Below are 20,861 nucleotides of genomic sequence, written 5' to 3' on the forward strand. Positions count from 1 at the left end.
GTCCGGGGAGGTATCCGGCCGCCAGTGGGGAAGCTCGCGGCCACAGAGTGCTAGATAAACGGCCGCCTACGGGGAGTATCCACTGGCCGCCGTCAGCCACCGCCGCCGAGTGGGTCGACCGCCTGGCCGCTGCCCACCACTCGGGACGGCTCCAGGCCGAGCTCACCAAACTGAGCCGCTACCCGCTGATCGTGGTGGACGAGGTCGGCTACATCCCCTTCGAAGCCGAGGCCGCGAACCTGTTCTTCCAGCTCATATCGAACCGATACGAACGCGCGTCCGTGATCGTCACCAGCAACAAACCCTTCGGACGCTGGGGAGAGGTCTTCGGCGACGAGACCGTCGCCGCCGCCATGATCGACCGCCTCGTCCACCACGCCGAGGTCCACTCCCTCAAAGGCGACTCATACCGCATGCGAGGACGCGAACTCGGACGCGTCCCCGCCACTACCGACAACGACTGAAACGACCGAACCGAAGACACCCGGGTCAGATTTCACCTGTCCAGACTGGGTCCAGGTTCAGCCGCCGCCGACAGGCTGTCCGGGAAATCACGTCCTACGAGCAGGGCAGGAAGGCCAAGGACTGGCGCCGGGCCGTCCAGCGGGCCGACGGGGATGCCACGCGTACCATCGCCGAACTCCGCACTGCCCTCACCATGGGCGTAGACGCCGACGTTTTCGACACCGAACGGGCCCGCGAGATCAATCACGCCGACCCGGCCGACCTCACCGGCATCGTCCGCCTGGTTGACGAGTTCCGCGGCCGGATCATCGCTCGCAGGTCATCGTGGAGGTCACGTAGGAGATGCGCGCCTTCTGGCAGGCCATCGGTGCAGGAGCTCTCGAAGCTGTCGATGCCCTGCCGCCGATCTAGAGAAGGATCCGGAGCTGGGCCGCCGCGCTCGCAGCGCGGTCGGAGGGGGAAGATCTACACGACGCGCCCTGAGGCCACGGACAGTCGCCCGCCCATCACCGTCACATACGTCTACGACGCCCCGCCGCCCGGTCCGGCTTGATCCGCGTGGCTCTCGTGTCCCCATCCCTTTCGCGGGCGGTGACACCCAATCTTGATGGCCAGGGCGTCGACACCCTGTGGAAGGGGGCGATGTCGTCATGTCCTCAGCCTCACCGACCTGCTCCGCCGATGTCCTGAACGCGTCCACTGAGGCCCGAGCGCTCCAAAGTCATTCCGGCGCGGAGTCTCGTGTGAGAGCAGGCGGCGGAGGAGGTGGAGGCGGGTAATGCGGTCGGGGTGGGATCCGGGGCCCAGACGCGGCCGGCGGTGGAGGCGGCTGCGGTTCCAGCGACCGCCGGGGCGGGGTGCAGGTTGCCGGGGCGTGAGAAGCGGGGCTGGAGGTGGCAGCGGGGGCGGAGGAGGCTCGACGGCCGACAACACCGGGCCGCCCGCGCGCAGCCTCTCGATAGTTTGCTCGGCTCGGCGGCGGGCGTCAGGGGCGTCGTCGCGTTCGTAGCAGCGGGGGAATTCCCTGCGGCCGAGAGTGTCAGTGAATAGCGGCTTGTAGCCGAGCGCGTGGGCAATCGCCACCATGCGGTGACATTGTTCGGCAGTCGTGGTGTACGGAAACTGCAGCTGCACACGGCCGCGTCCGTCGAAGTGCCGGACTATCTCCTCGTCTGTCATCAGCCGTCCTCGTAGCGCGGCAATTCCTCGGGAAAGTCGCGGGAGCCCTGACACTTGGCCAGTTTGTAGGCGTGCTTGGTCAGTTGGTAGGCGATGTCCGTCAGGTTCTGGCGCAGCGCTGCGCCAGTTGCCTTGAGGTCTCCGCCTGCCTCCAGTCTGGTGATGACCGCATAGTCGTCAGAGGCATCGCCGGAAGAGAGCGCCGGAGATACACAGGGCACGTACACCGCCGCCTGTTCGGTATCGAGTTGAGCCAGAGCCTCTATGCCGCCTACAGACGTACGGATGACCTGGCTATTTCCGCCGCTTCCCCCGTAACTTTCGAGCCAGTCGGCTTTGGAGACGGGCCGGACCCAGGATCTACCCAATAGGGATGAATCACCACTGGTGGCGACATGGCAGGAAAACACTTGGTCGTCACCGGGATTCCCGCGCTTGGACCCTTCTTCCGCTGATCGCGCCGACGGCAGAACCTGGGTAACCGTGTCCCGTTCAACGGTACCTTCACATATTTTGGAGGGCAGCCGTTCAAGCCCCTTAGTGAAGAACTGCGCATATGCGAACCAAACGGCAACGCCCGCAAGGCAGAGAGCGGTCAGGCCCAAAAGCAGCCCTTTCGCATTATATCGAGTCGAGGTCGATTCCCTGTTCTCAGCCATCCGTACGCACCTTTGTATCGCTCAACAAATCATTGCTGCCGTTCCAGCCTTTAACTACGGCATCACGGATCAGGTCCTTAGTGCCCTGCTCGGGAAGGTCGAGGTTATGCCGAGCGATGCTTTCTTCGGCCGCCCATTGCGCTTGCCTACTGACCGAATTTCGGGAGTCGTACAGATCACCCGCGCTTTGATACAGGGCTGCGTCACGCGCGCCACTCATCTTCTGGCCGTCCAGCAAATGATCCACGGCAGCTCCCGCGACGGCTCCGACTCCCCCTCCGATCACGGCCCCCATTGCCGCCCCTCCATAGGCTGGGGGGATCTCGACGAAGGTCACTCCGACTGCAATCCAGGTTTTGGCGAAATCTCCCTTTGCTTTCAAGGAGTCGTTGTACGCCGTCTCACCTCCGACGGCAGCTCGAACTTCGCTATCGGCCACAGAATGACCGACGATACCTTCGATGATGCCCGCGTTCTCCCCGATACGTTGAAGGACTTGATTATCGGGGCCGTCGAACAAGGAAGGGTTCGCAAGATGTGATTCAATGAGGCCGCTAGTGTAAATGCCCTCACCCAAGATGATCCCTGCCCTACCCGAGGGGTCTTCGGACACGGAAGAAAGGAATCTCACCACATCTCGAACCTTCCCCAGGCCGTGAGAGTCATCGCTATTCGTAATGAAGATGGGTTCGGCTCCATCGCCAGCCAGCGTCTGGCTGATCTCCGGCATATAGGAAGCCGCCATGTTGCCGAAGCTGTCCCCCAAGCCGCCCTGGCTCACGAGATCGGCTCCTCCGCCGGGCTGTGCCACCGCCTCCATTACGTTCGCCATGATCTGTACCTGATCCGCAGTGTGCGGCGGAGCCGTGGAGGTGGAATCGCCGTTGGCAAGGCCGGTGACGGCAGCCTCCAATGCACGTCCGAGGGTCTCCCCCCGATCTGTGTACTTGGCAGTGCCCAGCATGTGGTCCAGGTCCGACTTGGACTCGAAGGCGTGGACTGCAGCCTCGGGATTGTGAGACAGGCCCTCGAAGAGCCCTTCCAACGGATCTCGTCCGTTGCCGTTGCCATCGCCGAAAACGAGATCTACACCGTCGTACCCATTCACCCACAGGTCATCGGTGGCCAATTCACCGGCCGGCTTGTCGACCTTGAAGAGCTTCTCGCGGTAGTCGTCAAGAAACTCGGTGTCGTACGTACCCTGGCGCATCAGGCTACTGATCACCTGAGAGCCGAGGGCCCCGATCGGGCTAGTCGAATTGCTAGCGTGGAAGCTCGTATTGCTCTCTGCAAGAAGATTCTTCTTCCACTCCATCATGGCGCCTGAGTCCGAGAAGGAAGCGGTCGCCAGCGTCAGGCTCAGATTCTCCTGGAGACTCTTCATCGTTTTCAGTTCCGAGTCTCTGGCGCCAGCGTGGGCGTAGCTCATCTCGGTCCAGAACTGAAGCGTCCCCTTGGCCCCCAGACGCGTCGCGAACTGCTCTGCGAACAGGGAGTCGCCGTTGTACTTCCCCATCGTGCGGTTGAAGTCGGCGATATCGCCGAGGGTCATGTCGGCCGGGTTCTTGGCCATCTTCGCCAGTTTCTCGGCAGCCGCGACGGCCTCGGCCGCCGAGTCACGGTCCGCGTATGAGGCATCGGCAAAACCGTGCTTGGCCTGGTCGACGAGAAGCCTCAGAACCTTCGCGGCGCTGTTGTCGCTCTGCGTCGCCTTGGTGAGGATGCCCTGTATCTCATCGCGGAGGGCGTCCACCGCCTTCTGGTCCGTCGCGCCGGTGTTTCCGCTGGGGTCGGACGCCCAGTCGGGCCGGGTGTTCCCCATGACGGCGAATGTGCCATCGCCGGTGTCGATCACGCTCATGTTCTGCTGCGCTGCCCGCGAAATTGCATCGTTCAACTGGGTGCGGTATTCAATGAGTTCGCTGCGGGTGTCGCTGAGGATCTTGGTGATGGAGTTGGCCTGGGTGTGCGCGTCGGCGAACTCGGCGGCAGTCTTGGTGATGAACTCGCGGCTGACGGTGGCATTGACCCCCGCCCACTTGGCCTTGTCGGCCTTGGCCTTGAGGTTGTTCTCGGCATCCTTCTGCAGGTCTGCGAGCTTCTTTGTCATCTGTTCCCAGTCGGTGACCGCTTCACCGAGCTTGGAGAAGTTGCCGTAGCGCAGTGCGTCGAGGTCCATCGGCGTCAGTGCCCCTTCCGCTCGTCGAAGCCCTTGTCGAGCGTGGCGATGCTGCTGATGGTCCCGGCGATGTACGAGTCGCCGGCCGCGTGCAGGTTCTTGGTGTAGCGCAGGTGGTTGGAGATGTGGGCGCAGGCGTCCAGCAGGGTCTTCGACTGCTCGCTCCAGCGTTCCGTCACATGGGCCAGGGCTGCCCCCAGAGCGAAGCCCTCGCCCTTGAGCCCGCCCGCAGCCGCCGTGGAGGCCACGCGCGCGTGCCCGCTGTAGGTCGTGAAGTCCTCGAAAAGGGCGTGGGCGGCCTTGCCCACGGCCTCAAGATCTGCATGACCCACCACAAGGTCGCCTTGCGTCCCGCCGCCTCCTCCCGGATCTACCGGCAGTTGGTTGAGCTGCATTTGTGTGGAATGCCGTTCGGTCGCCGCCGCCTTGAGCTGCTCCCACTCCTCCCACGCCATGCGTGGTCCCTCCCCGTGTTGTTGTATGCCGCCGAACCGTTGTGAGCGTGCGACCGCAGCGCTGCGGAGTCGAGAAGTACGGTAGCGCCACGGCATCACGTGCCCCATCCGTATCTGCCGTGAACGCGTCTGAGTATCTGTACTCAATGAGACCGTATGCCAACTTCAACTCTGCTGGTCGCGTGGGTTGGTGTGCTGAGGCCATCAGCGTGGACCGGATCTGTATTACTGCCCGAGGAACGTTGTGTTGCGGCGCCGGGCACGCACCACAGGGATGGCGATGGCAGCGCCCAGCAGAGCGGCAGCACCTACGCCCAGCGTGATCCAGAGAGCCGTGTCGCTGTCATCCTCGTGTGCAGGGACGGCGGCGGACTGCTCGTTCTCGTTCTTGGTCCCAGCGGACTCGGAGGCCTTCGGAGACGGCGACTTGGGCTCCGCGGCGGCCAGGTCGGGGAGCGGGTATTCGTCGGCTGCACCGGGATCGCCTGGGGTCTTCAGGGCGATCCGGGGACGCACCACTCCATAGCCAATGTAGTCGTTTCGCTTGGCGCCGCTTGTGGGGTCGGCTGCGGTGTTGAGCATGACCCTGAGGACCTGGTTGTTGGTCCAGTCAGGGTGGTGCGACCAGATGAGGGCTGCGCTGGCGGAGGTGATTGCGGTGGCGTCGCTCGTGCCATGGGAGGTGCACAGGCCCGTCTCGGTGGTGCATGCGGCCACCATGTCGGCGCCCGGTGCCGCCAAGTCTACCTGGGGGCCGTACTGTGACTCGGCGGTCTTGCGGAGATCTTTGCCGACCGCTCCAACTCCGACGACGCCTGGAGTGGCGGCGGGGGTTACGAGAGTGGAGTCTCCGTCGTTGCCGACGCCCGCGAAGATCAAAGCTCCCTTGTCCAGGGCGTACTTCACAGCCTCACTCTCTTCCTCCAATGGGGCGCCGCCGCCCACCGCCATGGAAATGTTGATGACCTTGGCTCCTGCATCGGCGGCGTACCTGATCGCTTTGGCGAATACGGCGGCGTTCAGGGGTACCCGAATGGGCAGGATTTTCGCACCAGGGGCGAGGCCGAAGGCACCGTCGCCTCCTCCGCTCTCGCCGGTTCCGGCAATCAGTCCCGCCATGCCCGTGCCATGGCCGCTGACGTCAGTGTGCTGATCGCCCGGGGCGTCTGGCGCGAAGTCCTTCCCCTCCAGCACCTGGCCGTGGAGGTCGGGGTTCGTGGCGTCGACCCCGCTGTCGATGACTGCGACAGTGACGCCCTCGCCCCTGGCGGTCTTCCACATCTCTTCCGCCTGCATGGCGGTCAGGTGCCACTGCTGGGAACGGACGGACTCCGCGTGGGAAGGCGTGGTGGCGATGCCCACCAGCATGGCTGCCAGTACTCCCGGCAGCAGGGTCCTGTGAGCGACACGCTGCATGTTGCTGGTGGGCATCGGTATTCCTTGCGGTCCTAACGAGTTCAGTCCACGACGGGCGGTGTCGCGCGACGTACGCCCTGCTGCCAGGTCTCTTCGTCTTCAGTGAGGTAGTCGGGGCGCTGGCCTCGGCGATCCTCAGGACGAGACTCCCCCGGGCGAGAGCCCGGCGGCACCACGGGTCCGCTACGCCCAACCGGTCCGGCACCGTGCTGCGGCTCACCAGCCCGGCGCACCGGGCCTGAGGCCGAGGGCCCGCCGCGCGCGCCGCCTTGAGCTGCAGGGCCCGCGGGGCGCCCGCTGCCGCCCGAAACACCGTGTACCGCTCCTGAGCCGCCTGGGGTGAAGGGGCGTGCACTCCCCGTCCCAGTCTGCTGGGGACGGCCGCCGACGATGCCGCCGGTTTCCGAGGCGAAGCGACGACCACCCGTCCGACCGCCTGGCGCGGAGGGAGCCGTGCCACGCGCCGTGGTGGAGCCGCCGGCACTGATGGGGCGGGCATTCGCCCCTCCCTGCCCCTGCGGGCGACCGCCAACAATGCCCTCGGTCTGTCCTGCGATGCGCCGGCCATTCCCCGTGCCGCTCTGGACGGCCCCAGGCCTTCCCGTGGCAACGGGCTGGCCCGCTGGGCCACGGCCGTACACACCCTCACCGCCGATCACAGTGCCCCGAGGGATACCCCCGGTGGCCCGTCCCGGAGACGGAGACACGGGCCTGCCGCCCGTGATCCCTCCTCCTGCGGTGGGACGCTGGGCGGAAGGTCCGGTGCCCATCGGAGTCTGCCCAGTGGCTACCGGGGGCCGGAGTCCAGGAGAAGGGCGGCCTGTCCCTGCCGAAGGATTGGTCGGCTTTTGGGCGCCTCCCGCCACAGGGGGTAGCACTCCGGGAGGCATCGTCGCAGTTCCCTCAGGCCGTCCCCCCGCCATCGGCGGGCCACTCGTCGGCCCCGACGGTGCAGTCGGCGCCTCGGGCAAGGTAGCCACGCTGTCGATCTCCACCCCCGTGGGCGGCTGCGGACGCACAGCTCCGCCGGCAGGGGCTCCCGGACCAGCGCCGGAGGTCTCCAGAGCGTCAGCCGAACCACTGGTGCCGTTGCCTTGGCTGACCGAGCCATTGGCACCTCCACCAGCCGTAACCGATCCGGCGGCGCCGGTTGCGCCTGCGCCATTGGCACCACCCGATCGTTCACGACCCTCACGTGAATCGATCGGCCTCGGCGGCAACACAGCCTTGGGCGGCGGAGGAAACTTCGGTTTCTCCAACGAGTCCATCTGCTGCGCAGACAGCGTGTAGGACTCCCCGAGCTTCCTCATCTGCTGGGCGGCCTCTTGCCGGTCCGCTTCCCGCTGGCCCAGGATCGCCTGGATGTCCCGGGTGGAGTCACGGGCGACGGAGGCCGAGTCGGGGTCCTTGGGCGTGGCTTTCGCTGCTTCCAGGTTCGCCTGCGCCGTACTCAGGACGGACTGGCCGTACTTCGTGTCCCGGGGAATGGACGCCTGGACGTTCGCGATCGTGCCAGCGGCCTGGTCGAGCCACTTCGCCGCGCCCGCGCTGTACTCCGCCAGTCTCAACGTGGCGTTCGCCAGGTCCCCGCTCCAGCTACGGAACTCGTCGGCGCCCTCGCCCTTCCAACTCACCCACTGGGGGCGCGTCTTCAGCTCCTCACCGGCTTTCTGGACCTCTGCGGCGACCTTCTTGAGCTTGGCCGCAGCGGCGACGACCGCGGCGGCGTCGGCCTGATCCAGCCAGTCGAGCATGGCCTCGTGACTCATGCTCTCGAACGATGTCTTGCCGCCGCCCCTGCCCTTGTCGCCCATCTCGTCTCCCCGCTATCCCCGTGTGTATCCCCGTGATGCGCAACCAGCCGTCATCAGAAGCCCGACGCGCCGGACGTGTCGCCGCTTCCCGAGGTGCCGCCCGGCTTCGTGGTCCCCCCACCCGGCGCACCCGGAATCTGCGGCTCGTAGCTTCCCCCGTAGTGCTCGGTCGTGTCCTTGCTGATCGCCAGCATGCGCTGGCTGACGTCCGCATCCACGTTCTCGTAACCCTTGTGCGAGGCCAGGACCGCGATACTCAAGCCCTCGATGGACTCGGCGAGAAGCTTCGAAAGCTTCTCCAGCTCCGAGATCACCGTCTCGTACGAGGCGAAGACGTTGCCCGCCTCAGCCCAACCACCGGCTCCGCCCCCGAATTTGGCCCGCGCCATCACGTCCTGCCCCACCTGCTTGGGGCCTGCGGGTCCTTCCCGCAGGTCACGCAGGAGGGCGTCGATGCGGTCGCGGAACTTCGTGAACGACTGCAGCTCGGTGATGACGTCCCCGACAGCCGAAACGGTTGCCTGGAGGCCTGACCCGACGCCGAACACGTCTGCGGCCGCCCGTGCTACTGGTCCCCCAAAAAGGCCCTCCGCCCATGCGGCTGGGTCCGCCACAGGTGCGTCGATCGCCCCATCGTCCGCCACAGCGTCCTCCCCGTTAGCCAAAGCGTCAGGTATCACTCTAGCTACGGGCACTGACATTCCGTACACTCCCTTTGCGTCTGCAAGTAAGCGCACAAGTGGGCAAGTCGGGTGCAGTCGGTCGCAACTGAACGTCACGAATTCGTGACAGTCGCTCTGGCTATCGCCGTCACCGGTGGCCGAAAAGCGTGTACCGGCCTGGGGTCACACCCGGGTTGGACGAGAGCCACCGCACCGGTGTGCGAAGAACCGATCCGCAGGACAAGAGGCGCGGCCTGCCTCCCAGTCGAGGACATCGCCATCCCCCCTCTGTCGCAGGTTCCGTGATGCGAATACCCGCCGCCCTTCGCAATCACCGTCCAGTTACAGCCTGTTGTAGATCAAGTACCCGCGATAGCCTGTCCTCTGCCCTGTACGGCACAACCGGCGGCACGCGAGGGGGATCGTGGAAGGGCGCGACGTGCGTGGGCACTACGAGGAGTTGGCGGCCGAATACGACGAGCACTGGGTCTACGGTCCGAACTACGTTCCCTGGATGTCCAGCCGGATCGCGGAGGTACTGCGGCTCGGGCCTACGGACCGTATCGCTGACATCGGCTCCGGTACGGGACTGTTCGCCAGGGAAGTGGCCCAGCAGCTACAGCCTCGCCATCCCATTCTCTGCGTCGATCCGTCCGAGGCGATGCTCGGCCAGCTCGGGACGCCGCCTCCGGACGGTCTGACACCGATCGTTGCTTCTGCCGAGGACATCGCCGAAGGACGTACGCGACTGCCGTACGAGCAGCTCGATGCGATGTAGCTGAAGGAGTCGGTGCATCACGTGGCCGATCCGGCGCACACGCTGTGCGGCCTGGCTGACCGGCTGGCGCCCGGGGGTCGGCTGCTGGTGGTGATGCTCCCGGCCACCATCCAGTACCCGCTGTTCACGGCGGCCCTCGCCCGCTTCGAGGAGCTGCAGCCGGACCCGGCCGTTATCGAGGGGCACTTGCGAGCTGCTGGGCTGGAGGCCGGTCTCAGCCATGTCGAGCATGAGCTGCGCATCGACCGGGACAAGTACCTCGGCATGGTGCGCGCCCGCTACATGTCCCTGCTCTCCATGTTCAGCGACAGCGAGATCGAGAAGGGCATCGAAGAGATGCGCATCGCTCATCCGGAGCCTGTGCTGGTGTTTCCGGACCGGTTCGCGTTCGTCCTCGGCCGGCGAGGTGAGGAGTCCGAGTGAGCACCATGGTCGATGAACGGCTGCGGCGCCTGCGGAGTGAACTCGACGACCACTCCCGGATCGCCGACCGGCTGGGGCTTGATCTGGAACGGCCGTTACGTTCCCTCAATGACGGCTATCCCGAGAACGCGGTGGCCTTGGTCGGGAAACTGACCGAGAAGCTCCTCAAGGAGCTGTGGCGCCACCACGGCGTCGAGGGCGACCCTTCGACGAAGGCCCTGAACGACCTGGTCAAGCGCTGCCGTCCGTACATCCGCAGCAGCACGGTTCTGGATGCGCTCGACGACATTCGACGGCTGCGCAACCGGTCCACGCACGACGGGTACGACATCAGCGACGAGGACGGACTGCTGGCGGTCCGCAGGCTCGTCGACGTACTGGTCTGGTTCACCGACACCGGGAGTGCGGCCCTTCTCGGCGGCGAGCCCGACATGGCGCCCGAGGTGGCCCGCCGCTGCGAGTTCCTCGCTGGGCTGTACGTCACTCTCGGCTACCGGCAGGCCAAGCGGTTCGTCCTCAGCCCGGACACCGTGTACCAGCTGTTCTGCCGCGAGTCGGGGATGCGGCTGGAGTACGTGGAGCTGATGCTCTCCCGCGACGCCGACGACCTGAGCACCGTGCTCGCCTCCAGCGGTGGGGAGCTGCTGCGCACCCGGCTGCCCAAGCTCACCCGGTTCGTCGTCCTGGACGACGACGGCGGTACGGCACCGGGCGCCCTCCACCAGATGCTGGGGCTGGACTTCCGGATCGTGCGCTACGACGGCTTCGTCGACACCATCGTCAATCTCGACGCCCACCTCGCCGACCTCACCTCCGCCGACAACCCGGCGGAGCCGAGGACCGCTGTCCCCGCGGCGGCGCTGACCACCGACCGGCGCACTGGCGAGTCGACCATGGAGCAGTCCGGCGACGCCGCGGAACTTCTGACCCGTCTGGCACGCGGCAGTGCGAACGTTCTGGTCACCGGTCGTCCGGGGAGCGGCAAGAGCACACTCCTGCGCTCACTGGCCACCAACCCCGAGATACGCCGCTTCCGCTTCTACTTCGACCTCGGTCTCAAACCGAAGGACGAACCGTTCTCCGAGTACGCGGCCCGTCTCCTCGCGCCGGCCATGACGTCGGACCGCTCGCGCGCCTACGAGCTCTTCCTCTACCTGATCCGTTCCGGGACCGCCCTGTGCGTGCTCGACGCGATCGACGAGGGCGTCGATGAACCCAGCGCTGCCGGTTTCCTGCGGCTCTTCACCGATCTCGCCGCCGTGCTGTCCGCCGAATCGGCGGTTGTCATCAGCTCCCGGGTGTCCTTCCTCGCGGACTCGCCCCAGGTACGTCAGCTACTGGACAGCGGCGCGGGCCGCTCCGAGCAACTGGTCGAGCAGATGTACGCCAACGGCGTCGACCCCTCCCGCGTGCCGCACTTCCACGTCGTACGCCTGGCCGAACCCGAGGCAACCCCTCTGGAGAAGCGCCTCACCTCGGCGCTGAACCTTCCCACGGGAACGCCCCTCGCGGACATCCTCGGCGCGCACATCCGGCGGACGCTGGCCGAACGTGGGCAGCCCGACCTGGAGCCACGGCTGCCCGCCGCGTTCGGACACGCCTTCCTCACCGACCGCACCGTGTTCTCCCTCCTCAACATCCACCGGCAGCTGGGGGCCGGCGCATTCAAGGACGGACGCCTCGATCTCGATGCCTGTGTCCTGGCTCCGCTGCTGCGGCCCGCCGGGCCCGATCATGTCGCCTTCGTGCACACGGCGTACCAGGAGCTACTGGCTGCCAGGTTCCTGGCCGAGCAGGCGAACCGGGACCTGGCAGCCGATCTTGCTGGCGGTGCCTTCCTCACCGAGCAGGTGCGCACCTTCCTCGCCGGCATGCCCGGCAGTCCGGAGACGGACGACTGCGTGCTGCCAGCCGGGGCGTACCTGGTCGGTCCGGCCGAACGCCTGCTGATCCGCCGCGTCGAGCGCCCCGTACGCTTCGACCGCCACGCCGTGACCGTGGCCCGCTACCGCCGCTTCCTCGACACCCTCGCCGCGGATGGCACCTCGCCGTGGGACCACCCCGACCAGCCCGACGACGTCACACACCGCCCCTGGACCGACCGGCTGCGGCGGCCCGACTACTACGAGAACCCGCGCTACGACGCCCACCCTGCCATCTGCGTCAGCTGGTGGAGCGCCTACGCCTTCGCCGCGTTCGAGGGCAAACGGCTGCCGACCTCGCTGGAGTGGGAGGCCGCCGCCCGTGGCACCGACGGGCTCCTGTTCCCCTGGGGTGACACCCCTGACGGCACCCGGGTCAACTGCGCCGACACCTGGGTGGGCCGGCCTGTCGTGACGTATCAGGCGTGGTACCGGGACTTCGCGGGCGACGCCGTCCGCCGGGCCGGGGCGACATCCGTCGACGCACGGCCGGGCAACCGCTCCCCGTTCGGTGTCCTCGACATGGTGGGCAACTGCTGGGAATGGACATCCACCAGCCTGGACGACTCCGGCGAGGCTGTCATCTGCGGCGGCAGCTACGACAACCCGATGCGTGCGGTGCAGACCAGCAGCAAGGGCATCTACCGCAAGCGCGGCGGAAGCAACGCGGTCGGCTTCCGATGCGTGCAGGACATCGACACATCCGGGGCAGAGGAGGCGACGGCATGAGCGGCGGCGGACCGCGCCACGGAACCATTGTCGACAGGCGTCCGAGCGGCGGAGGACTGAGCGGTGCGCTCGGCACCTACGTCGTCCAGGACGACGAGGACGAGCGGTACTACAGCTTCGACTACCGCCAGATCGTGACCGAAGGCTTCCGCACCATCCGAACGGGCGAACACGTCCGCTTCCACATCAGTGCCGAAAGCCCCGACCGGGCGGAGTTCGTCATCCGCCTCGACCAACCCGACCCAGCCGAGTACTACCGATGACCACCCGCGGGGTTCCCCTGCTCCAGGACGTCACGGGGGCGCGCCAGGAGCTGACGGTCGTCCTGCCCGTGCGGCTGCTGCGCGTCCCGGACTGGCCTGAAGGCCCGTTCCCGTTCGAGCTGGGCAGCCGCCGCACCGACGCCCAGACCCGCTCCACCTACTTCGCCCCCGCCTCCGCCCGCGCACTGTACGGGGCGCCCGGACGGCCGCGCCGCTGGCACCTGCCGCTGGACGTCAAGAACGACGGACTGCACCTGCTGGGCATGGAACTCCTCCGCGCGGCCACCGCCCGCAATCCCGAACACGCCCTCGTGGTCCTGCACTTAAGCGTGGAAAGACCCCTGCTGCCCATACTGCGGGCCCTGGCCGGGCGGCGGCCGAACCACGCCGACGAACCCCTCACCGGGCCCTTCGACCCGGCCGGGCTCCTCGCCGGCATCGCCGACGTCCGCGACCCCGACCAGCCCTTCGCCATAGCCCGGCCCTACACCATCGCCTTCATCACCCCCACCGAGCGGCACACCCCCGCCCTCCGCACCGCCGGCGAAGGGGCACTGCCCGCCACCGCGGACCGCTGGCTGTGGCAACTGGCCTCCCGCTCCACACCGGAGGACTTCCCCCTGCCCCCGGAGACCGCCGCCGAACAGCTCAAGGACGCGGTCAGAATCTCGGCGGACTGGAGCGCCCTGGTGCTACGTCAAGGGGCCGCCTTCCTCGGCCACCGGCCCGACACCGGTACCGGCGACTTCTTCGAATTCGGCGCCCTGCACTCCCGCACCGTCTACCTCGACGCCCTGCTCCTCGGCTCGCTCCAGCGCGATCACATCGACGAACTCACCGACGAACTCTCCGAGGTGTTCAACTCCTCACGGCTCGCGCGACGCGTCGCCACGCTGGAACGGAACATCGCCGTCTTCCGCAGCACCTACTGGCGCCAGCACCTCACCGCACACGGCGCGGCCAACGATCTGCTGCTCGCCTTCCAGAACCAGCACCGGCTGCCCGCACGTTTCGACGAAATCCTGGCCGAAGCAGCCGACTACAGCAGGCTCGTACAGACACAGGAGAGCCAGCAGATCAGCGGCGCCCTGGGCGTCCTCACCATCCTCGGCCTCCCACTCGGCACTGCCCTCAGCATCCTGCAAGTCCTCGATGACAACTCCACGGCGCACCTGCTCATCGCGCTCGCCCTGTCGGTCGCCGCCACAGCCGCAGCCCTCACCACGCGGTACGGACGCCTGGTCCTGTCGTCCCTGCGTGGCGGGGGCAGAAAGGCGTAGGACGCTGCGACCGGCGGCCGCATCGACAGCACGTCATCGTCCTCCGGGCAGGAGTATCCCGTGTCCTGCTGCCGACCGCCCCATCGTGTGGATCAGATGGCGGACCTCAGCCGGCCATTCCCCTCAGCGCTGCAGCCTGCCAGGCTCGACACGGCGGTACAGGGTGCAGCAAACCGCCACACACCGCGCCGAGGGATGAACCGAGCCCGGTCGGCCGCGCAGCCCCGCGGTCAGGAGCCGAGGACGTCCATCAGGTGTTCGTCGAGGTCGGCCACCCACTCCTCCCGCCGCCAGGGCCGCAACTCCTGCCGCGCCTTCCGCAGCCGGAGCGCCGGCACCCGGCCGCCGGTCGTCGCTGCTGCGGCCACGCACTTGTGCAGCAGATCGGCCGCCGCGCGCGGTTCCCCGAGCCGGATCCGGGCGAGCGCCTGGTCAGTGGTGACGATGGCCTGCTGCACCTGCTCCCTCGGCGCCGACAGCACCTCCGCCGACCGGGCGAAGCGGTCGTGCGCTGCGCAGGGGTCACCGACATACAGCTCGCACACGCCCTCGAAGCCCCGGAGGTGACCGAGCGAGAACGACGTGGGCGCCGGATCTCCGGTGTGGTCGGCCTCGATGTCGTACCAGGCCAACCCGAGGGCGGCCTGTGCCTGCCGCTCCTGCCCGGACCGCGCGGCGATTTCCGCTTGCAGCGCGTGCGCCCGCGCCCGCACGAGCGTGCTCTCTCCGGAGCGGGCCGCGCGGACGGCCTGGTCCACCAGGTACCGCGCCTCGTCGAGGCCCTGCGTGGAGTACAAGGTGACGAGGGCGTGGCTCATGTGGACGCTGGCCGTCCGCCAGGGCTGCGCCAGTTGTTCCGCCTCGCGCGTCGCCTCCGCGTACAGGGCGCGGGAAGCGGTGTCGTCGCGGGTCTCGAACGCCAGACGGCCGGACAGCGTCGCCGCCGCTACCGCGACTTCCCGGACCTGCGGGACGAGCGGATCAGGGACGGGACCGGCGAGCAGTCGCCTGCACGTCTCGACGGCCGGGGCGAGCAGCAGTTGCAGCCGCACCATGGGCAGGCTGCCGACCTGCGCGTTGACGTCCGCCACCACGGAGGCCAGTCCGGCTATGGCCTCCGCCTCGGTCCGCCTCGGGTCCTCAAGAGCTGCGGTGAGTGTGGCCTGGACAGTTGGAGAGAGAAGAACGAGCAGGCCGCCGCCCGCGTCGGTGGCTGTGCGGAGAACGAGGCTGCGCAGCTCCGCCGTCCGCCGCTCACTCTCCCCGAGCAGGCCGAGGGCGTCCAGGCACTCGGCGAAGTCGGAGCCCGCGCCGAGGGAGAGTTCGCCGGAGGGCGTGCGCGCGTAGAGGCGGGCGAGGAGCAACTGGTACCGCTCGTCGGGCAGCGTCGGCCTCTTCGAGGACTCCCAGCGGGCAACGGACCGCTGCACGCTCGCCACGGACGGCAGTGGCGGCTGATGCATTTCCCCGGCCAGGGCGATGAGCGCACGGGCGACGTCGGCGAGCGACAGGCCGCGCCGGTGTCGCAGCGCCTTCAGCTGGGCCGCTCCCGCGGCTACCCCCTCCATAGGGCACATAGTGCAGCAGAATGGCGCCTACACGGGCACGATCAGCCTAGGTTTCCCCTGATCCGCTGTGTAGTTGAGTGTCTGCCACGTCCCGGATGAGGGATCGTCGCCGTGTGGGAAGCCGATCGTCATGTGGCTGCGGTCGACAATCCACCGGTTCCGGGCGTGGTAGGCGGGTGTTTTCAGCTCGGGGGCGCTCAGCTCGACGACTTCCTTGATGCGCTCGCGGGTGCGTGCGATCGCCTGCCGGGCCTCTGCGGGCTGCTGATCGACGGTGCCGGGCGTGACGACGGTGATGTCAGCGGCGGTGTTCCCCGCGAGCCACAGCAGCGACAGGCTGTCGATTCCCTTCGCGCCCCCGATGTAGAAGTGCGCGTCTTGAGCGAATGGGCCGAGGTAGTCGGCGAAGAGACGCGCGTACTCGTCGAGGCTTCGGTGCCCCGTGCTCCGCGTTCCCGTGATCGCTACCGCCCGCATGATCAACTCCGTGTCATAGGTCGTCATATCCCGCCCGTCGTTCGCCGTTGGGATCGTCGGCGTGTGGACAGCAACGACCTGCAACGGCTCGCCGGTCACCTGGAGAAGTACGGTCTCCAGGTCACCGTCGACGACAGCGCGATGCGGCTGAATGTGACGAACCCGCTGAACAGCCGCCTCACCGAAGAGATTCTCACCAATGGCGACCAGTACGTCACCGGGTTCGACCACGCGATCGGCGAGCACGGACACGAGCAAGCCTGCGCCGAACGCATCTCCGGCATGTTCGCAGCCGGAACCCCGGCCACGGCGGCCCCCACCGAGCCCGCCAACCGGCCGCCCGCGGAGGCTCGTCGATGATGCCCCCGGACACCGCCCACCATGTCGGGGCACAACCCGTCGCCCTCATCCAGACCAGAGCCGACCGGCATCTGGCGGCCGGTCAATGGCTCCTCTCCGCCGCGGAAGACACGCAGCGGGCCCGGAAGGAATGGGCCGACGACGGGATCGCGCTCCTACGGTGCGGAACTCTCTTCACAGCCGTCCGTCTCGCGGTCGGCCTCGTGTACGCCGCCGCCGACAGCGACGACCTGCGGGACGTCGACGCCTACCTCCGTCAGGCGCTGCTCGGCGGGCCGGTGTTCGCCGACACCCGATGGGGCCTGTACTACGCCCTCGTACCGGAGGGCACCGACCGCCTCCCGCCCTGGAGCCACCGTCACAAGGACGCGGAATGCCTCGGCCCGAACGCCTATCTCGGCGTACCCGAGCCCACGCGCACCGACCCGGGCGTCGGCTTCTCGTACTGGTGTGTACCGCCGCAAGACCCCGAGACACTGTGCAGACCCGAGGCAGTCGCCCAGCTCCTGAAGGACGGCCGGGACCAGCTCACCGTGGCGGAGGCGAACACCGGTGCCTGAGAACACGCTGCTCCCGCTCGACGTAGACACGATCCGGACGGCGTACGACTCCGTGCTGTGGGCTCCCCGCCTGCCGACCGGAGAGGAACTGGACACCCTGAAGCAGCAGCTCCAGGGGCATGTCCAGCTCCTGGTCCCGGACGTGCAGGACCTCGCAGCCCGCATGCGGGGTGAGATGCGACGGCTGGCAGTCCACGTCCTCGTGCGCGCGTCCCAGCTCCTGGAAGAAGACGCCGACGGCTCCCCGGCATGCGACGTGTACGACCTCGCCACCATGACCCGCGCCCTCCTGACACTGCACCAGCACCCCGGCCCGCTCGGCGAACCGGCCGGCGCAGACGAGATCGCCGAAGAGATCGCCCGACGCCTGTGCGGCACCTGCTCAGAACCCATCGCCGACGAGAAGTCGTACGAGCGGCGCACGTTCAACAACGACTCCAGCGACGCAATCCGCGGCTACGCGCACACGGAGCTGTGCGTCGACCGGCCGCCCCTCCTGCCTCCCGTGCCACCGCAGGGCCTGCGCCCGTAAGAAGGGCGCGGACAAGGAAGCCTGCAGGAATCGGACATTCCGAGGTCGGGAATGCGCCACTCGGAACGCGATGTTCGAATGGACCCTCTTGATCTGCGGCTGACCCGACCAGTCAGCCGTGATCAAGGGGGTTTCATGCGCATTGCGCATCACAGACGTGTCCTCGCCGGAGCCGCGACCTCAGCCACAGCGGCGATGCTTGTGCTCACCGGCACCCCGGCGGACGCCCAGCCTGCCTCTCCGGCAGCCGCTTCGTCGGCGAACGCCGACACCACCGCTCTCACCCAGCTCGCCGAAGGCTATCTGCAGCAGCGGGCCGACATGCTGACGACGACCCGTCCGACGGCCAGAGCGGCGACCGCCCGCCTCCAGGCCACGCGCTCCATGACCGCACGGGTGCAGGATGATCTCGCCGCACTGGTGGAGAAGGGCAAGCGCTACAAGGAAGTCGACGGCGGCTACACGAAGGCCCAGGTCGACGTCGAGGTGACCGACACCTCCGTCACCGGCCAGACGGCGACACTCCAGCTCACCGAGCAGACCCGCCTCTACCTCCCCTTCACGCCGCAGGAGGTCGCGGACGGCGCCCCGGAGTACGAGGAACTGTCCGTCCCGCACACCGTGAAGTTCACCCAAGGCTCTGACGGCGCCTGGCTGCTGTCGTCCGACAAGGCCGACACGAAGGGCGGTCCGACGCCGACCACGCAGGTGTCCGACGTGGACGCCACTGACGGCACCGATGACGGGGGCGGTAAGGCAGAAGAGGACGAGGGAAGCAAGGACGCCGCTTCCGGCACCGCTCCGCTTCCCGGCAACAGCGACGACTCCGGCGACAAGCCAGAGGTCAGGAGCCGCTACAGCTACGGGAAGATGGTGGCCTACGCGGACAAGTACTGGAACCACCACAACAGCGCCTGGCGCACGTACGGCACCGACTGCACCAACTTCGTCTCCCAGGCGATGCATGCCGGCGGCTGGGAGCCCAAGGGTGGTGCAATCATCCAGCGGCCCAGCAACAAGTACTGGTTCTACGGACCGACGACGTGGACCACCAGCTACACATGGGCGGCTGCGGAGAACTGGTACTGGTTCGCGAAGAAGCATTCGAAGCGGACCAAGATCCTCGACAACGTGTGGAAGATGGCCAAGGCGGACGTGCTCCAGGCCGACTGGGGCCGCGACAAGAACATCGACCACACGATGATCGTCACGAAGAAGTACCGGGGCACGCCCTACCTGACCTACCACACCAGCGACACCCACAACAAAAGCCTGAAGAAGCTCCTCTCGGACCACCCGCGTGCCTGGTGGTACGCGCACCGCACCTGACAGGCTGCTGACCCCCCTCACAGGAAACACATAGGAGTGCGCTGTGGAGCGTCGACATCTTCTGGCTGTGCCGGCCGCTCTGGCCGCTCTGGCCTTCGCAGCCGGCTGCTCGTCCGGTGATGATGAGGCCAAGTCCTCAAGTCCCTCGGCCTCGGCATCGTCCGACGGGGCCCGCGATGCCGTCGTGGCGTACGTGGACGCCCTGAACTCCCGTAGCGCCGCCGGGCTGATCGCAGTCGGGGGAGTGAAGGACGAGAAGTGGTCCAGGCAGGAGGCCGAGCAGATCCTCGCCGACAAGGGTGGACGGGGGTGGAAGATCAAGGACATGCAGGTCGAGCACGACATGGGCCCGGACACCGGCTCGGCCCGCCTGACGGCCGAGGACAAGGCAGGAAAGGCCATGCAGGACACCTTCACCGTGATGCGGGAGAAGGGCACCTGGCATCTCGCGGTCTTCACCCAGCAGCCTGCCGAGTCCGGTAAGGACTCTGCCTCCACCGCCAAGCCGAGTCCCTGACAGACCTGCTGGGGCGGCCTGCACCCGTCACCTGGGTGCAGGCCGCCCCAGCCATTGGGCTCCGCCGGTGACGACACCGAACCGATTCCAGATGTCCTTCGACGGCCGTGTCCGCAGCGTCGTGGTGGACGGTCAGGATGTGACCGGAAGCGTCGCTGCTGTCGATGTGCACGCTGAGCCTTACGGCCCTCCGCTCGTCGTGCTCAGCTCGCGTCGGACACCTCGCGCGCTGCGCGTCTCCTTTGCGGTTGGGGTGGAGGGCGCCCGACCGCGGGCTGCCCGCGAAACCGGCTTCGGCTCGGCTGAACCTGGCCTCGGCATCCCCTCATGACCGTCAGCCAATTGATGCGTCCGGCGCGGCGAAAGTCCTCGAAAGCAGTGGTCAGAGGGGGGTTCCGCTCTTCACGGGCCCACGGTGTCGTGGTCGCGACCCAGTCGCGATCACCGGGGAGGTCCCTGCCGTGGCGCCGATTCTGTTCACCGCTGTGCTGTTGCTGCCGTTCGTCACAGCCGCCGGCCCGTTCACGCTGTTTGAAGCGCGTGATTGCGTAAGTCCTGGGCGCGGTAGGCACCGCCGCGTCGTACGTGGGCGTCACGCGGCCCGGGGAGGCCGTCGATGACCGCGCGCCGCGCCCTGGGCGCCACCTCGTGCGTCGTATGGCGTTGGACCAGCTGCACCCCCAACGCCTCAGCTCAGGCTCGTGCCGCCCTGCGCTGTGCCCTCGACCAGCTTGGCTTCGACGGCGAAGTGATCAGCGACGCGGTCCTGGCCGTCTCCGAGTTCGTCACCAACGCCACCCAGCACGCGGTGGGGCCGTACGAGATGCGCCTGCGTCGCACCGCGGCCGAGGTCATCTGCGAGGTCGAGGACCACGATCCGCGCATCCCGGAGATCCCTACATTTCCAGCCACGGCACCGTGTGCCCCGGCCGAGGAGAACCGCGGGGGCGGTCTTGAGGCGTTGTGCACGCTGCTATCCGAGCACGGGCGCGGCCTGCACATCGTCCATGAACTCTCCAAGGGCGCCTGGGGGTTCCAGAGCCAGAAGAAGACGAAGACGGCATGGTTCGCGCTGCCGGGAGTTGTCGCGCCGGACTGATCCCTGCGCGCCCAGGGGGATGGGATGTCCGGTGCATTCGGGTGACGGTTAGACCGTCTCCGTCTTCCGCGCGGGGGGTGGTGTGCTGGCCAGGGGAAAAAAAAAAAAAGCTGGTGTGTGTTTGGGGGGGGGGGGGGGGGGGGAGAGGAGGAGGGAGGGGGGGGCTCTGCTTCGGCTTTGTTCTCCTTTCCTCCC

The 20,861-nt window shown here is 67.5% G+C and carries 20 protein-coding genes; 13 read left to right on the plus strand and 7 right to left on the minus strand.

The genetic code is table 11. The annotated features are described in order from the left end of the window. Positions 1–464: ATP-binding protein (locus ACFU95_RS44045; RefSeq protein ID WP_383841094.1), on the plus strand; the 464-nt coding region annotated here is incomplete at its 5' end. Positions 465–1,643: 1,179 nt separating this feature from the next. Here the strand turns inward: ACFU95_RS44045 and ACFU95_RS44050 are convergent. The 4 genes from ACFU95_RS44050 to mycP form a co-directional block, all read right to left on the minus strand. Then, positions 1,644–2,303, minus strand: a complete 660-nt coding sequence (locus ACFU95_RS44050) for a hypothetical protein (RefSeq protein WP_383841097.1) — start codon at positions 2,301–2,303, stop codon at positions 1,644–1,646. Continuing rightward, positions 2,296–4,482 carry a hypothetical protein gene (locus tag ACFU95_RS44055; RefSeq protein WP_383841100.1) on the minus strand — a complete coding sequence of 729 codons (2,187 nt, stop codon included), beginning with the start codon at positions 4,480–4,482 and terminating at the stop codon, positions 2,296–2,298. Before ACFU95_RS44055 ends, ACFU95_RS44050 begins: the two co-directional genes overlap by 8 nt. 5 nt (positions 4,483–4,487) lie before the next feature. After that, positions 4,488–4,937 (minus strand): hypothetical protein, encoded by a 450-nt coding sequence (locus ACFU95_RS44060; protein WP_383841103.1) that lies wholly within the window; start codon positions 4,935–4,937, stop codon positions 4,488–4,490. A gap of 225 nt (positions 4,938–5,162) precedes the next feature. Further along, complete coding sequence (mycP, locus tag ACFU95_RS44065; protein ID WP_383841106.1) at positions 5,163–6,368, minus strand: type VII secretion-associated serine protease mycosin; 1,206 nt, start codon at positions 6,366–6,368, stop codon at positions 5,163–5,165. A gap of 1,398 nt (positions 6,369–7,766) precedes the next feature. Here mycP and ACFU95_RS44070 point away from each other — a divergent pair. Beyond that, entirely contained in the window at positions 7,767–8,090 is a 324-nt protein-coding gene (locus ACFU95_RS44070) for a hypothetical protein (RefSeq protein WP_383841109.1), read from the plus strand. Between the two features lie 130 nt (positions 8,091–8,220). Here ACFU95_RS44070 and ACFU95_RS44075 read toward each other — a convergent pair whose 3' ends face one another. After that, positions 8,221–8,868, minus strand: coding sequence for a hypothetical protein (locus tag ACFU95_RS44075; RefSeq protein WP_383841112.1), 648 nt, complete (start codon positions 8,866–8,868; stop codon positions 8,221–8,223). Positions 8,869–9,253: 385 nt separating this feature from the next. Between ACFU95_RS44075 and ACFU95_RS44080 the strand changes: the two genes are divergently transcribed. The 5 genes from ACFU95_RS44080 to ACFU95_RS44100 are packed head-to-tail and all read left to right on the plus strand — an operon-like array spanning position 9,254 to position 14,224. Continuing rightward, positions 9,254–9,607 (plus strand): class I SAM-dependent methyltransferase, encoded by a 354-nt coding sequence (locus ACFU95_RS44080; protein ID WP_383841115.1) that lies wholly within the window; start codon positions 9,254–9,256, stop codon positions 9,605–9,607. A gap of 21 nt (positions 9,608–9,628) precedes the next feature. Further along, complete coding sequence (locus ACFU95_RS44085; RefSeq protein WP_383841118.1) at positions 9,629–10,030, plus strand: hypothetical protein; 402 nt, start codon at positions 9,629–9,631, stop codon at positions 10,028–10,030. Positions 10,031–10,035: 5 nt separating this feature from the next. After that, positions 10,036–12,681 carry an SUMF1/EgtB/PvdO family nonheme iron enzyme gene (locus ACFU95_RS44090; RefSeq protein WP_383841216.1) on the plus strand — a complete coding sequence of 882 codons (2,646 nt, stop codon included), beginning with the start codon at positions 10,036–10,038 and terminating at the stop codon, positions 12,679–12,681. Next, entirely contained in the window at positions 12,678–12,944 is a 267-nt protein-coding gene (locus ACFU95_RS44095; protein ID WP_383841121.1) for a hypothetical protein, read from the plus strand. The genes ACFU95_RS44090 and ACFU95_RS44095 overlap by 4 nt, the downstream gene beginning before the upstream one ends. Then, on the plus strand, positions 12,941–14,224 hold the full coding sequence (locus tag ACFU95_RS44100; RefSeq protein WP_383841124.1) for a hypothetical protein: 1,284 nt from the start codon (positions 12,941–12,943) through the stop codon (positions 14,222–14,224). The genes ACFU95_RS44095 and ACFU95_RS44100 overlap by 4 nt, the downstream gene beginning before the upstream one ends. Positions 14,225–14,454: 230 nt before the next feature. Here ACFU95_RS44100 and ACFU95_RS44105 read toward each other — a convergent pair whose 3' ends face one another. Both ACFU95_RS44105 and ACFU95_RS44110 read right to left on the minus strand, forming a co-directional pair. Beyond that, on the minus strand, positions 14,455–15,792 hold the full coding sequence (locus tag ACFU95_RS44105; RefSeq protein WP_383841127.1) for a hypothetical protein: 1,338 nt from the start codon (positions 15,790–15,792) through the stop codon (positions 14,455–14,457). A 27-nt stretch (positions 15,793–15,819) separates the two neighbouring features. Continuing rightward, positions 15,820–16,296 carry a hypothetical protein gene (locus tag ACFU95_RS44110; protein WP_383841130.1) on the minus strand — a complete coding sequence of 159 codons (477 nt, stop codon included), beginning with the start codon at positions 16,294–16,296 and terminating at the stop codon, positions 15,820–15,822. A 36-nt stretch (positions 16,297–16,332) separates the two neighbouring features. Between ACFU95_RS44110 and ACFU95_RS44115 the strand changes: the two genes are divergently transcribed. The 6 genes from ACFU95_RS44115 (at position 16,333) to ACFU95_RS44140 (ending at position 20,666) form a co-directional block, all read left to right on the plus strand. Further along, the gene (locus ACFU95_RS44115; protein WP_383841133.1) at positions 16,333–16,629 is read left to right on the plus strand and encodes a hypothetical protein; all 297 of its coding nucleotides are present in this window, start codon (positions 16,333–16,335) and stop codon (positions 16,627–16,629) included. Further along, positions 16,626–17,189: a hypothetical protein gene (locus tag ACFU95_RS44120; RefSeq protein WP_383841136.1), complete on the plus strand. Its 564-nt coding sequence runs from the start codon at positions 16,626–16,628 to the stop codon at positions 17,187–17,189. Before ACFU95_RS44115 ends, ACFU95_RS44120 begins: the two co-directional genes overlap by 4 nt. Next, positions 17,182–17,721 (plus strand): DUF6415 family natural product biosynthesis protein, encoded by a 540-nt coding sequence (locus ACFU95_RS44125; protein ID WP_383841139.1) that lies wholly within the window; start codon positions 17,182–17,184, stop codon positions 17,719–17,721. The genes ACFU95_RS44120 and ACFU95_RS44125 overlap by 8 nt, the downstream gene beginning before the upstream one ends. 135 nt (positions 17,722–17,856) lie before the next feature. After that, positions 17,857–19,050 carry an amidase domain-containing protein gene (locus tag ACFU95_RS44130; RefSeq protein ID WP_383841142.1) on the plus strand — a complete coding sequence of 398 codons (1,194 nt, stop codon included), beginning with the start codon at positions 17,857–17,859 and terminating at the stop codon, positions 19,048–19,050. A 43-nt stretch (positions 19,051–19,093) separates the two neighbouring features. Next, a complete protein-coding gene (locus tag ACFU95_RS44135; RefSeq protein ID WP_383841145.1) occupies positions 19,094–19,567 on the plus strand; it encodes a hypothetical protein in 474 nt (157 codons plus the stop codon). A gap of 616 nt (positions 19,568–20,183) precedes the next feature. Continuing rightward, positions 20,184–20,666 carry an ATP-binding protein gene (locus ACFU95_RS44140; protein ID WP_383841148.1) on the plus strand — a complete coding sequence of 161 codons (483 nt, stop codon included), beginning with the start codon at positions 20,184–20,186 and terminating at the stop codon, positions 20,664–20,666. Positions 20,667–20,861 lie beyond the last annotated feature (195 nt).

The organism is Streptomyces sp. NPDC057623, from assembly GCF_042800355.1.
Classification (GTDB): domain Bacteria; phylum Actinomycetota; class Actinomycetes; order Streptomycetales; family Streptomycetaceae; genus Streptomyces.